Origin of the sequence: Vibrio coralliilyticus ATCC BAA-450, assembly GCF_000176135.1 — a bacterium.
In the GTDB taxonomy this organism is placed as follows: Bacteria; Pseudomonadota; Gammaproteobacteria; order Enterobacterales; family Vibrionaceae; genus Vibrio; species Vibrio coralliilyticus.
Genome location: NZ_ACZN01000016.1, coordinates 37,681 through 51,210, shown reverse-complemented (window position 1 = coordinate 51,210; position 13,530 = coordinate 37,681). Strand labels below are relative to the sequence as shown.

Below are 13,530 nucleotides of genomic sequence, written 5' to 3'. Positions count from 1 at the left end.
TAATGAATTATTTGATTTAGATAACGCGTTTTAGAGTTTTTAGAAGCGTTTCTGGGTTAAATGGCTTAACTAGCCATCCCGTTGCTCCGGCTGATTTACCTTGTTGTTTTTTTTCGGTACTGGTTTCAGTCGTCAGCATTAGAATAGGAACGAACTTGTACTGAGGCTTATCTCTCAGCGCCTTAACAAGCTCGAACCCTCCCATATTGGGCATATTGACATCCGAAATGACCACATCAAATTTGCTACTCGCGACTTTGTTGAGTGCATCTCGACCATCATTTGCGGTTTCGACTTCATAGCCAGCATCACGTAACGTGTGGCTCACCATCTGGCGAATGGATACAGAATCGTCTACTGCAAGAATCTTAGTCATTTTGATTACTCTCCGACTTTAGTTTTAGCTCAAACACGTCTTGCAAACCTAGCGTATCGATGCCTTCAAGTAGAACATCACTAGGTTTAAGCAACTGAATTTCTCGTTGATTCTTCTTTGCGGAAATAAAAAGAGAAGAGAGTAGTTGTACGCCAGCCGCATCCACTCTCGCCACTGAACTAGCGTTTAACTGAATAGAGTCGTGATTGGCAAACCATTCTTGATAATGAGTCGTTGTGTCTAGCACTGTAGAAATGTCTAGAGACTCAGGAAGTAAACATTCCATGTTTCTACCTACACTTTTCTTATAATTTCCTAGCCGTTATGGAAGCTTTTCGCTTAATTTTGAGTGTAGGAAGGAATAGATATTTAGCAAATTAACAAAATCAAATTATGAACTAAAAGTCATATATTTACGTTCAAAGCAAGGTTAATTACCTTGTTTTTTAAAGGGTTAGTTCATTAATGACGGACAAAATAATTTCCATATATTTTTTATAGATAAAGGAATATTTGCAAACAAATCAAAAACATCTACCTTTTGTTAAATCTATCAACCAAGAAATCTAGCACTTCAGAGTTTACAATGTAAATTGTAAACCTATTGCTTGCCCTATCGAATATCACAATTATTGAGCCACATCAGAGTATTCCCCACCATCGCTACGCAATAACATCAATATTAAACTACGCTCATATTTCATTATTAAGTTTAATTAACTCAATACCGCTTATCAGCGCTTAAGTGGACGGATGATAGGAAAGAGTCTATGAACCTTTTTGCTGATCTCAAACTACGTTGGAAGTTAATGGCAATTATCGTCATTCCGGTTGTGTGTTTAGTCTATTTTGCCCAAACACAGGTGATGAGAAACGTTGCTCTCGTTGAAGAAGATAACAACATACTGATGCTGTCAGAGTTTTCAGTTAAAGCTAGTGCTCTCGTGCATGAGTTACAAAAAGAGCGAGGCATTACCGCCGGCTTTATGGACAGCCGCGGCTTACGCTTCTCAAATGAAGTTCAAGATCAACGCAGAACCGTAGATGCAAAGAGAGATCAGCTCAGGTTGTTCATGCAAAGTTTTGATCCTTCTATCTATGGCTCAGCCTTTGAGAAGCAGTTGGATCATTCCCTCTCTGTACTGAATGAATTGGATTCGAAGCGGACAGAGATAGACGCCCTTGAGATACCTAAAAGCCAGGCAATTGGATTCTATACAGACATGAATGCCCAGTTCTTGGGTGACATTGTTCATCTTTCTAAAGCCAGTTCAAGTGGAGAGCTCAGCTCTATGGCCGCAGCTTATGCAAACTTTTTGCAAAGTAAAGAACGAGCAGGTATTGAACGTGCATTGTTAATGGGGGTATTTGCTAATGATGAGTTCCAAGGGCGTCAGTATGAACGCTTCCAAAATCTTGTATCCGCTCAGACCAATTATACTAGTGTATTCAAAACCCTCGCAGCGCCCTCACAACTAGAAATATACCGCGGAACCATGACTGGACCGATCATGGAAGAAACGGCCTCTTTTCGTGAGATAGCTATTGAATACGCTATGATTGGGGGCTTTGGTGTTGACCCGGCAGAGTGGTTCAAAGCGCAAACAGCAAAAATCAATCTGCTCAAGCAAGTAGAAGATAAACTGGCAAATGATCTCATCACCCTAACACAAGCTTATGCGGATAAAGCGAGTTCCGAACTCACAAGAGATATCATTTTAATGGTAGCTGCACTGTTACTGACAGCACTTGTCGTTTATGTAGTGCAAAAAGGTATTACCGTACCGATTACAGCTGCTGTACAAATAGCCAACTCTATCGCTTCAGGGAAACTGAACAATCAAATTAATGCCAGCTCGAATGATGAATCAGGTATGCTGCTCAAAGCCCTCTCAACCATGCAGGAAAATCTTCTCCAAGCGCAACGTGACCTTGAAAAGAGAATGGAACAGGAGCGAGTACAAGCAGAAGAAAATAGCCGTATTCGTCAGGCCCTTGATCAAGTATCCGCAAGTGTGATGGTAGCGGATAACAACAACGATCTCATTTACCTGAATCACGCGATGCATCAAGAATTTGCTCGAAATGTATCAAGTTTCAGCAATGCCATTAAAGGTTTTGACCCTGAAAGGTTACTAGGTAGAAACATTGGTCTATTCAGTCACACAACTGAATACCAACGCATTCTTCAATCAATAGATAAAACTGTGGCTGTAGAGATCAACATCGACAAGCGAATCTACAAAGTCATTGCGAATCCGGTAATGGGCGAAAATGGAATTCGCCTAGGAACCGTCATTGAGTGGGATGATTTAACGGAGCAACGTGATGCAGAGCTGCAAGTTGAGAATGTCATACGTGCAGCTGCATCAGGCCAACTCAGCACTCGTTTAGATACCACCCGCCTGAGTGGCTTTATGCACGATCTTGGCGATGGTATTAACGAGCTTCTCGACGCCATCGTCGGACCATTAGCTATCGCTGCAGATTGCGTGGCGAAAATATCCCTAGGCCAGATCCCCGATACAATCACCGATGAGTACCGCGGCGACTTCAACAAACTGAAAGATAACTTAAACACCTGTATTTCAGCTATCAACCTTCTGGTCAAAGATGCCAACAACCTAGCAGATGCAGCAATCGCAGGTCAGCTATCAGCAAGAGCCGATGAAACTCAGCATCAAGGTGATTTCAGAACCATCATCAAAGGGGTCAACAGCACGCTAGACGCGGTTGTCACACCGCTCACGGTGGCAGCAAATTGCGTCGATCAAATAGCGAAAGGTCAAGTACCCTCACCTATTGAAGAACACTACAATGGTGACTTTAACCTACTCAAAAACAACCTCAATACATGTATTGCCGCCATTAAACAGCTTATCGATGACGCCAACGCATTAGCGATTGCGGCGGTTGAAGGAAAGCTAGATAACCGGGCAGACACCTCACGCCATCAAGGTGACTTCAAGCAAATTGTTGAAGGAATGAACCAAACATTGGATGCCATGGTTGAACCAACGAATGAATGCAAAGAAGTTCTCGCTCGCTTAGCAGATGGCGACCTAACGAGCACAGTGAAAGGTAATTACCAAGGTGATTTTGCTGTATTGAAGGAAGCCGTGAATACCAGTATTGAAAACTTGCTAGAACTGATTAAAAACATTAGCCAATCAGCCGGTATCGTCAACAACTCAGTGAGCGAACTATCAAGCGGTGTTGTTAACTTGAGCCACCGAACCGAAGACCAAGCCGCGTCATTAGAACGGACCTCTGCGTCGATGTCTGATATGACTGAGTCGGTAAAACAAAATGCCGACAACGCCAGTTTGGCAACTGACTTAGCGCGAGATGCTCAAGTCAAAGCACAACGTGGTGGAGAAGTTGTTGAGCGAGCGGTAGTAAGCATGGCAGAAATCAATAGTTCCAGTAAGCGGATTTCAGACATTATCGGTGTCATTGATGAAATCGCCTTCCAAACTAACTTATTGGCACTGAACGCTGCCGTAGAGGCAGCACGGGCTGGTGAACAAGGACGAGGGTTTGCCGTCGTCGCAGGAGAAGTACGCAATCTAGCTCAACGCTCAGCTCAAGCAGCCAAAGAGATCAAGGAATTGATTCGAGATAGCGTATCCAAAGTGGAAGAAGGTACGGAGCTGGTTAATGAATCTGGTTCGACACTCAAAGATCTCGTTTCCTCGGTAGAAAAAGTAACGTCTATGATTGCTGAGATTTCAGCAGGCTCTTCAACTCAAAGCAATCGAATTTCTAAGGTCAATGAGACCATTAAAGACATGGATGATATGACTCAGCAAAATGCAGCATTGGTAGAAGAAGCTTCCGCAAACAGTACGTCAATGGAAGAACAAGTCAACAGTGTTATACAACTGCTGTCCAGCTTCAAAATTGAAGATATTTCTCCATCATCATCGAGCCGAACAGAGGCTCAAACTGTGCTCAAGGTGAGTAACTATTCGTACTAAGAAGAAACATTTAAACAATAAAAGAGGAGATATATTCTCCTCTTTTTTATACGCTGTTCTAGTAGGGTAAAGCCTGAAATCGGTCCCTTTTACAGTGTAAATTCGGGCGTTTTCATCCGATATCTAACAAGACCTGTATATCTGTTCTCAATTGCTGCTCGGTTTGCTTTTTCCCAGTAAAACCAAATTCTTCACTACACGCTTGCCAACTGCGTTGCTGCAACACCTTACGGATCACAAGAGATGAGCAACCTATTATTGCTTTGTTCGAGGACAGCACCCAGTTAGCGATAAACGGAGCCACACTTTCGAACCCTGCCCCGCCCAGACTATAGTTTCTAACAAGCCTCTCAAATTCACATTCTGCTACGGAAGCATCTTCCTTACGCAATAGATTACGTACAATGTCAGTTTCAATATCAGCGAATACATCACCGAAAAGATAACGCATAGACTGATGAAAATGCTGCTCGGCCACCGAAATCCAATCGAAATTCCCTTTGACCATGACCACTGAATGGCAGCCACTCGCTTGATCTCTTTGCACACCTAACTTAACAGGAACAAAACCATTCTTACGCCAGAAGCGAATTAACTCACTAGTCGCTCCAAAGCTGGTGGACATAAACTGACTCCCTGACCGTTGCGTCAACTGTTCTAACATGGCAGAGCCAACCCCCTGCTGCTGATAGTCAGGGTGTGTAGCAATTCTCATCACTCTGAGGCTTGCCTGGCTGGCAGCTTGGGTTAAACCAAGGTGATTGGCTAGCATCACTGGTACCAAATGCCCTCTTGGCCTTCTTTGTCCTTGTTGTATCGATTTAATTAAAGGCTCTTCTAACTGACCCTCTTTAATCGTTAACATACAACCTAGGCAATATTGTTCTGAGAATGCCGCATAAAGCTGGATCGCATCATCTTCAAGCAACAGCATTAAATCATTTGGTGATGTTTGATAGTGAGCGTTTACCAGTAACGCAAAACAAGATCGCAGTAAATCAGGCTGAACCACAAGTTGTTGCTTGTCGATTAGCTCCAATTTAATTGGCGGTAAAACAGTGGGAGGCGGCGTCTCCAATTCGGCATTAAGCAAAAAAGTCTCAAACAGCCAACGTTCGACAGGGTCATTCTCATTCCAGCGAATCGGCTGATCCAAGTGATAAAACACCGCACCTGGTCTTTGCTGTCTGAGCCAAGCCTGAAACTTGAGTGTGAAACCGCGTCCGCACCCCTCATAGCCATGAATCGTTGTCGAAAACACACAACGGTGGTGGCGCTCGACCATTTTCTGCAACATTGGAATTGGAATTGCGGAGGCTTCATCAACCAATAGCAAATCGCATTCAGGAGGCATTCGAAGTAGTGCATCAGGCGCAATAAACGTCAGTGTCGATTGACCCAATTGAATGAAACCTTTTTTGGCGGCCGCCTCTGGAAGCAGACGATGAGCATGTTCGAACACAGGAGACACTGTCGCAAGGCTCGGCGCAGTCACGACAATGTGGAGGTTACGCGCTTCCATCAATTCAGCGGCAGCAATCCCCAGAGCACTGCTCTTCCCTCTCCCACGGTCAGCGGTCATCACCAAAGGACGTTTGCGATGCCCTTCAACGACTTTTCGTATTTTCTCAACCGCGACTTTCTGCTGTGCTAAAGGTTCAGCGCTGGCACTCTCCATTTGAGGTAATTCAGGCAAAGGCTTAGATTGCTCAACCTGAATCAGCGAACCTAAAGCAATATCGAACCATTGTTCTGACAACGAAAGAGAATCGGAATCAACTGGTATTATTACAACCAAGCCACCACCGGTTACGCAGCCCAATGCGGCACTAAAGGAATTTGCGTCAAATCCATCGGAAAAATCGCAAATGAGAAGGCCACACTCTTGCCCTAGTAACCTCTGCCCTTGCTTAAACGTAACCAGATGTACATTATCATCGTCACTTTTCCCACCCAGCTGATAAATAGCAGAATTTGAAAACAACTCTTTAAGGGCTGACAACGTATTAGACTGCCAGTCAACACTGCCTTTCAGCACCACTCCAAATCTGTGATTCGCGTTATTGGCGGATTGAATAAGTTGAGAAAAATAATTGTGCATGGCCGTTGTCAAAGTTCCGAGAATAAGCGAATTATAACAACTAAGACGCGTAAATGAGAGGTAGAAAAAAAGCCGCAAAGTGCGGCTTTCTGTCAGGTAACAATAACGCTATTTGAGTTTAGTCGATACAAAGTCGAGAATCTCTTGCATCAGTGCATCATCCACTTTTTTCAGATTAAGTGCTAAGTCTGCGCCTTTGCGACTGTAACTGGCGCGCCCTTTAACTAACTCTATTTTTCGGCTGGCTGAACGTTTACTTGGCGCAAGCTCTTCAATCCACTGTTCAAGGGTTTCAGAAACTTCTTTCGTAATACGTGCAACGCCCTGAGCTTGACTGCGTTGCCAAACAAAACCGTCCGTTGACTGACACTTATCTAAAAGCTTGCCACGGTTTGCTTCACTAAGTTCATTGAATTGCTTGTGAAGCTTCACAATCGTCGGACGCCCTAAATCAGCTACATTTGGGTAGGCCTGAAGCAGCGTTAACGGCAGATCCGCGGCTTTCAATGCGCCACTCACCAAGGCTTCACTGCATTGGAACATCTTAGCTAGTGCTTTTTGATCTTCTGCCTCACCGCTTTCCAGCTTCGCCTGCATCTCTTTGCCTTTTTCATATAAAGACAAAGGCTTGTGGGCATTCGCCACATCGGACAAGAATTTTGCATGCTCACCATTGATGTTTTCAGCAACGTAGATGAGGAAATCTTTTTCGGCCAAGATACAAGACATACGACGGCGGCTACCGTCAAGGACTTCAATCTTACCGTCTTCGCGCTTACGGCCAACGGCTGGGTATTGCTGTCCACGTTCTTTTAATGTTGCCAGAACATCGGACAACGCATGTTCATTTAGGAAAGATTGCTCACGGGCATTTTCTGCAAATACAACCGTCTGCTCCGCTATATCGCTGGCCGAAATGCGTACCAGCTCAAACGTAACCATCTCCTCGCCTGCAACCGCCAGTTCAATCACCTGCGCTTGCTCTTTAGCCGCTTTTTGCGCTTCCTGAGGCGTTGCTACATGGCGTTTATTGGCTTTACCAAACAATCTTGCGTTTAAATCTGAAGTTTTAATTGCCATTGTCTAATTACCCCTGATTTAGTGATGACCAGTTGCTATGCAGAACTCGTTCAAGCTCTAACGCACTCTTTTGAACAGCATCTTGCGCTGTCGCCAACGTCTTTTTACCACCTTCAAAATCGCCAGTTGTCAGGTCAAATACAGTACTGTAGGTATCGGCACAGGTTTCAAAAGCACGGCTACGTGGAATAGTGGCCATCGTCACTTGATCGCCTAACAGGTAGTTCATCTCCGTCAGAACGGCCACTTGCTTCTTGTTGTCATCTTCAAACATCGTTGGCATCAAACGAACAAACTCAAGCCCCTGCCAGTCTTCTGGGAACATCTCGTATACTGTCGGGAGATGCTGGAAGAAGTTTACCGTAGATGCCCAGTCTAGACGCTTAGCGGCACAAGGGATAAGCAGTGCGTTAGATGCATACATCGCATTCCACACGAGTGGATCAACGTGTGGACCGGTATCAATCATGATGATATCGAAATCATCGGCGATTTGATCAATCAGCTTTTCCTTCAATAGTTTTACGATATCGAGAGATTGATTCTGTGATAGATTTTGCCACGCTTCTGCGTTAAACATCGCGTCTTCCGGGAACGCCGATACGGTTTTCAGGTTCGGGTACTGAGTAGGAAGCAACACATTTTTATGCAGGAATTCTTTGTCGACTTCGACGCCTTCAGGCACGTTGTCGAGCATCACATCCACGGCTGAGTAAATGTTATCGTGGTCAGTCAGGCTAATTTGTGGATTAAGGAATAAACGCAATGAACCTTGTGGATCCAAGTCAATCAGACAAATACGGTAACGCTTGTCTAAGTTCAATGCTAAACACGCCGCAAGGTGCACAGCCGTCATGGATTTACCTGTACCACCCTTCTGGTTCTGTACATTGATAATCCACGGTTTATTGTCATTGTTTTTCTTACGCTCATGGAATTTCGCAACGCCAGCCGCGTCCATCAACATGTGAGCTTCTTGCAGTGAAATAGAATAGTGATTCGCATTATTCTTCGTAAACTGATGACCGGACTCCTCGAGTTTACTGATCGCATCATCCAATTTACGACGAGTCAGACCTGAACGAGTTTCCATCAATGCTTTCGACATAGGCGGGAAATGCTCATCGCTGCGCTCTTCCAAAACGATCTCTATTCGGTCAGCCTGAACCTGTGCAGTTTGTTCAGCGAGTTGAATGAGACTATCAATTGTCTGTTCTCTTTTCATTGCCAAATTCCGTTATTAGTGTCTGTTGATAATTGTACAGCATAATCAACCAATAACAACAAAAAGGTGAACAGACATTTATAGATGCAAATCACATTAATAAGAGAGTTTTCAATCGATTTAATGAATACACAACAAAACCTGTCAAAAATTGACCATTTTAGATGTGTAAAAGCCCTTTAATATTCGACTACATTTGAAGTGTTACAGTATCACTTATTTACATTGTAAATAAAAAATCGATGAAAAAGAGAAAAATTTCCCGGAACGATTGTTATATGCTCACATTTTACGGCCTGTGTAATTTCGACTCTAGACGAACACCATATTGACTTGCTAGTCCTTCCTAATTCAATGAACTTAATCTGATAGAGAGTAAACTCAACAACTCCTCATGCTCGCGACTTTCCGAAACAATGATCAAGGCAATTACGGTGATCATGCTTTCAGGCATAAAATCGCTTATAGGAAGCATGATCAAGGAAAATTCGATGTGTTTGAGACAGTTAAATACCTTCAGTTTTAATGATCCTTATTCGGATCAATGATCAAGTAACGATGACGCTCGGAAGCATGATAATTTCAGTCCGAATTACGGCGGAATGCAGATGAACCAAGAGATGTCGCTGTATGTACTGGTATCTCACGTTAAATCGAGTAACGAAGAGAGAAGAACCTTACATGGCTCGATTTTCTTGATCATGCTTTCGACACCGATGTTAGTCAGATTTACTCCCTGCAAAATGAGCAATGTATGTCAGATGGATTTCAGATTGGTGAAGAAAACATCAATTCACATGCACACACAGGCTATCCTTGATCATTCTTTCGTGTTCTACACTCAAATTCCCCATCAAATGAAGCATCCATTTCGGGTGTGTTCGTTTCGCTCTGTGGATAAATTGTGAGTCTACGATGATCATGCTTCGGGTTCGATATTGATCATGCATTCGTAACACTAATGATCATCGTTCTGAAAAGGTTTGATCATGCTTTCAGTCATTTGATGATCATAGTTTCGAGGTGTTCATGATCATGCTTTCAGCAGTGGATAAAAAAAGATTATGAATAACATGAAGTTACAAGCAAACTCTTTACCAGATCATTAGATCATATAATCATTTAAGATCACTTTAATCAGAAAGATCAGTTATTTAAAACAACAAGTTTTTTCTTTATTTATGATCTGTTTTTCTTTATTCTTTCGGAACCATAGCGATATTACGGCTAGTGTGATACGGATCATAATAAATGAGTTCAGAAGAAAAAGTACTGATTAAGGCTCCAAGAAGCCATAAAGACGGACATATGTTTGAGGTGTCCGAAGCCGCAGTGAATTGGATTGAGCAATATCAGCACTTCAAAGGCGTCACTAAAAGCATAGTTGAACTTCTGAATCTTATTTCTTTACAAGGCTTCAGTAGCAAAGATGGACTGGTCTCTACCACAGAGTTGATTGATGCCACTGACGGTCAATTGACTCGGGCTGCCATTCAGCAACGTCTGCGAGCTGCAGTAAATATCGGTTTGTTCCAACAGATCCCGGTTCGTTTTGAAGAAGGTCTTGCTGGCAAAACTATGCTGCACCGTTTCGTAAATCCTAACCAATTGATCACTGCATTAGGCGCCACCAGCCTGATGACGGAATCCGTCAAACAGAGCGAAAAACAGAAACGCTCCAAGGCATTAGCACAAACTCATGTGAATAAGCGTCTGTTGAATGAACATGGCCTTAATACGCCACCTGCAATGAAAGATGAGGCGGATCAGTTTGTTGTTTCGCCAACCAATTGGGCGGGTATCATTGATCAGGCATTGGCTCCGCCACGCACCCGTAAGCAATACCAGAAAAGCATGGTTTCGATCTCTGGCACTAAAGCAGTGATCGAAACACGATCATCGAAAAACATTATGACGGTGGACGATCTGATGACGTTGTTTGCGTTGTTCACGCTTACCGTTCAGTACCATGAGCACCACCAGCACCAATATCAATTGGATGCCAAGCAAACTCCGAATAAGACGCCATTATATATTACAGACATTCTTTCATTACGTGGTAAGAAGGATAGTGGACCTGCGCGAGATTCGATCCGCGACAGTATTGATCGTATTGAGTTTACCGATTTTCAACTGCATGAGCTGACGGGCCGTTGGTTGAGTGAGAACATGCCAGAAGGCTTCAAGAGTGATCGTTTCCGTTTTCTGGCTCGGACCATTACGGCATCAGAAGAGGCACCAACAGAAGGCGCTGACGGCGAAATTCGTATTAAACCGAACCTGTATATCCTCGTCTGGGAGCCTTCTTTCTATGAAGAGCTGCTAACCCGTGATTATTTCTTCCTGTTCCCACCAGAGATCTTGAAGCAACATACATTGGTTTTCCAACTGTACAGTTACTTCCGTAGTCGGATGTCACGCCGTCATACTGATGTGATGCTACTTAGCACATTGAATCAGAAGTTGGCACGCAACATCGAGTGGCGTCGATTCTCAATGGATTTGATCCGCGAACTCAAGAAGTTATCCGAAGGCAGTGGCGTTGAAGATCCGTTTGAGGTCAATCTTTGGGGTTATCATCTGACGATCTCCACGCTGGAAGAAGACGGCAAGATCAAAGACTATCAGTTCGACATTAAGTGCGATGCTGAAGAAGTCTTACGTTACTCCCGTGCGCGCACTACCAATGCAGGTAAACGCAACATGGCGCCGACCTTGCCAAACCCGCTGCGTAACGAGATGGTCACCAAGCAGCAGTTGGATGAGATGTCACAGATCATTGACGGTGAGTTTGAACCTATCCAACGTAAAGAGCGCTCTCCTAAGGGCAAATTAGGACGACGAGTCAAAGTGCGTAAGCATCTGGTTGAGATCAATGCCGATGAAATTACGATTACTCTCTCTAAATATACCTCTCCAGAGGCTCTAGAACGCTCTATAACGGCTTTAGCTGCGATGACCGGGCATTCTCACAATTCCATCCAAGAAGAGTGTCAGGAGCTCATAGAGAAGCTCGATTTCCTCAGAGTAGGGGAGGAGATCATCCCATACGAAACGCTCAGTAAGTTGATTGAGCTCTACAATGGTCAGAGTGAAAACAAACACTTATCCATTGAACGCCTGATTGCTGGCCTTGCGGTAAGACGTAAAGTTTGCAAACAGGTGCATGAAGGGCATTTGGACGAGACCGTGTTCAGAGTGCTTGACGAAGTGGCGGTATAAGTGAAGAATAGCCCGCGTTTTCTATCAGCCAGCAAATTCTTGCTGGCTTTTTTATATCTGTTTACTGCTTGATACAGGCTGTTACATACCTGTGGTGAATAGACATATCTACTACATTCCCCTGACAATGAACTGACATTGGTTGCAGTGGAGTTGGATAATATTTATCCCGAATAGACAACCTTTTGTCCTTTCTGATGAATGAGGGATTTGGATTATCCCTGATAGATTGGCTCATATTGTTACATTCATTCTGAATATTTTGCGAGTTCTTATGAACTCGCTTTTTTTTGCTTGAAATTCCTCAATTACTGAAAGCATGATCAAGAGAAAGCCTTGATCATTGTTCCGCCTTTGAGCGATCTACCTGTATCTGTTTGGTACCTACTGAATTTCACTATCACACTTTCGTTAGTCATAAAATCAGTGGCATGAATGTAATTTTATTATCTAAATCAGATTCTTATTCCACCTTTTAACTCATTCATATTAATTAGCACATGGTCATTTTTCGTTAATGGAAGTGTCACTTATTGCTCAAATGATGTCCCTCGCACTGCCAATGCAGTGATTCAGTTTGTTTATTGAATAATCGGGAAAAATGATGAAATTTGGGAAGCCTATACAAGTGGTACTTATCGTACTCAGCTGCTTAGTGTTGAGTGCCTGTAATGAAACAGAGACTGAAACCGATACCATGGAGACGGTTCGTTCTCACTCTCATAATGATTACTATCGAGATGAGCCTTTTTATGGCGCGGCAGAGCTGGGTTTTGGGAGTTTTGAAGCCGATGTTTACTATGAAGAAGGTTATGAGGAGGTTCTGATTGCCCATGATGAAGACGACCTTGTTCACGAGTGGAAATTTGACGAGCTTTATGTTCAGCCGATAGTTGAACACGTCAGAAATAACCAGAACCAAATGTATGATGGTTGGAACTACACCGCAGTCCTGCTGATTGATATCAAGACTCAAGATGTTCTGACTTGGCAGGCAGTGGAAGAGGTACTTGCAAAGTATCCGGATGTATTCAGCCGCTATCAAGATGGTAAAGTGTATCAAGGCCCAGTTACTGCGATCATCTCCGGCAATCGTCCGATCGAGTTGATGGATCAACAGCAAACCCGTTATTCGTTTGTTGATGGGCGACTGAGCGATCTTGATAAGGGCTATTCACCTACTCTAATGCCATTGATTAGCAACAATTTTGATTACTTTGATCAAGAACAGTTTGGTGATTTCAATGGGGAAGGGGAGTGGCCTGATGCTGCACTGGTGGAACTCGAACGGATTGTGACGACTGCGCATAGTAATATGCAGAAGATTCGTTTCTGGGCAACCCCAGAAGGGGATCCTGAAACCCATAACAAAATTTGGGGCGAGCTGACGAAAGCAAACGTGGACTACATCAATACAGATTTACAACAGACCCTACACGACTGGCTATTGCGCCATGATCCTCACCCAGATATGCCAGGGCTTAACTGGCTCGATCACCCAGACTGGCAATCCATGTACTAATGTAGTGCTGTTGTTTTCAAGGTA

The 13,530-nt window shown here is 43.7% G+C and carries 8 protein-coding genes; 3 read left to right on the top strand and 5 right to left on the bottom strand.

Annotated elements, in window-relative coordinates:
• Window positions 1–16 precede the first annotated feature (16 nt).
• Both VIC_RS11435 and VIC_RS11430 read right to left on the bottom strand, forming a co-directional pair.
• On the bottom strand, window positions 17–376 hold the full coding sequence (locus VIC_RS11435) for a response regulator (RefSeq protein ID WP_006959910.1): 360 nt from the start codon (window positions 374–376) through the stop codon (window positions 17–19).
• Window positions 369–662 (bottom strand): STAS domain-containing protein, encoded by a 294-nt coding sequence (locus tag VIC_RS11430; RefSeq protein ID WP_006959908.1) that lies wholly within the window; start codon window positions 660–662, stop codon window positions 369–371. The genes VIC_RS11435 and VIC_RS11430 overlap by 8 nt, the downstream gene beginning before the upstream one ends.
• Before the next feature lie 484 nt (window positions 663–1,146).
• On the opposite strand from VIC_RS11430, the gene VIC_RS11425 reads away from it, so the two are divergent.
• Window positions 1,147–4,356, top strand: coding sequence for a methyl-accepting chemotaxis protein (locus VIC_RS11425; protein WP_006959906.1), 3,210 nt, complete (start codon window positions 1,147–1,149; stop codon window positions 4,354–4,356).
• Between the two features lie 112 nt (window positions 4,357–4,468).
• On the opposite strand, the gene VIC_RS11420 is transcribed toward VIC_RS11425, so the two are convergent.
• The 3 genes from VIC_RS11420 to VIC_RS11410 form a co-directional block, all read right to left on the bottom strand.
• On the bottom strand, window positions 4,469–6,457 hold the full coding sequence (locus VIC_RS11420) for a tRNA(Met) cytidine acetyltransferase TmcA (protein WP_006959904.1): 1,989 nt from the start codon (window positions 6,455–6,457) through the stop codon (window positions 4,469–4,471).
• Window positions 6,458–6,565: 108 nt separating this feature from the next.
• Window positions 6,566–7,537: a ParB/RepB/Spo0J family partition protein gene (locus tag VIC_RS11415; RefSeq protein ID WP_006959902.1), complete on the bottom strand. Its 972-nt coding sequence runs from the start codon at window positions 7,535–7,537 to the stop codon at window positions 6,566–6,568.
• Window positions 7,538–7,544: 7 nt separating this feature from the next.
• Window positions 7,545–8,762 (bottom strand): ParA family protein, encoded by a 1,218-nt coding sequence (locus tag VIC_RS11410; RefSeq protein ID WP_006959900.1) that lies wholly within the window; start codon window positions 8,760–8,762, stop codon window positions 7,545–7,547.
• A 1,251-nt stretch (window positions 8,763–10,013) separates the two neighbouring features.
• Here VIC_RS11410 and VIC_RS11405 point away from each other — a divergent pair.
• Both VIC_RS11405 and VIC_RS11400 read left to right on the top strand, forming a co-directional pair.
• The gene (locus tag VIC_RS11405) at window positions 10,014–11,984 is read left to right on the top strand and encodes a replication initiator protein RctB domain-containing protein (protein ID WP_006959895.1); all 1,971 of its coding nucleotides are present in this window, start codon (window positions 10,014–10,016) and stop codon (window positions 11,982–11,984) included.
• Window positions 11,985–12,588: 604 nt separating this feature from the next.
• Window positions 12,589–13,506, top strand: a complete 918-nt coding sequence (locus VIC_RS11400; protein ID WP_039951835.1) for a phosphatidylinositol-specific phospholipase C/glycerophosphodiester phosphodiesterase family protein — start codon at window positions 12,589–12,591, stop codon at window positions 13,504–13,506.
• The last annotated feature ends 24 nt before the right edge of the window (window positions 13,507–13,530 follow it).

Excerpts from the sequence above, each read along its gene's own strand:
- VIC_RS11430 (WP_006959908.1), bottom strand. The coding sequence starts at position 662 with ATGGAATGTTTACTTCCTGAGTCTCTAGACATTTCTACAGTGCTAGAC.
- VIC_RS11410 (WP_006959900.1), bottom strand. The coding sequence starts at position 8,762 with ATGAAAAGAGAACAGACAATTGATAGTCTCATTCAACTCGCTGAACAA.
- VIC_RS11405 (WP_006959895.1), top strand. The coding sequence starts at position 10,014 with ATGAGTTCAGAAGAAAAAGTACTGATTAAGGCTCCAAGAAGCCATAAA.
- VIC_RS11425 (WP_006959906.1), top strand. The coding sequence starts at position 1,147 with ATGAACCTTTTTGCTGATCTCAAACTACGTTGGAAGTTAATGGCAATT.
- VIC_RS11435 (WP_006959910.1), bottom strand. The coding sequence starts at position 376 with ATGACTAAGATTCTTGCAGTAGACGATTCTGTATCCATTCGCCAGATG.
- VIC_RS11415 (WP_006959902.1), bottom strand. The coding sequence starts at position 7,537 with ATGGCAATTAAAACTTCAGATTTAAACGCAAGATTGTTTGGTAAAGCC.
- VIC_RS11400 (WP_039951835.1), top strand. The coding sequence starts at position 12,589 with ATGAAATTTGGGAAGCCTATACAAGTGGTACTTATCGTACTCAGCTGC.
- VIC_RS11420 (WP_006959904.1), bottom strand. The coding sequence starts at position 6,457 with ATGCACAATTATTTTTCTCAACTTATTCAATCCGCCAATAACGCGAAT.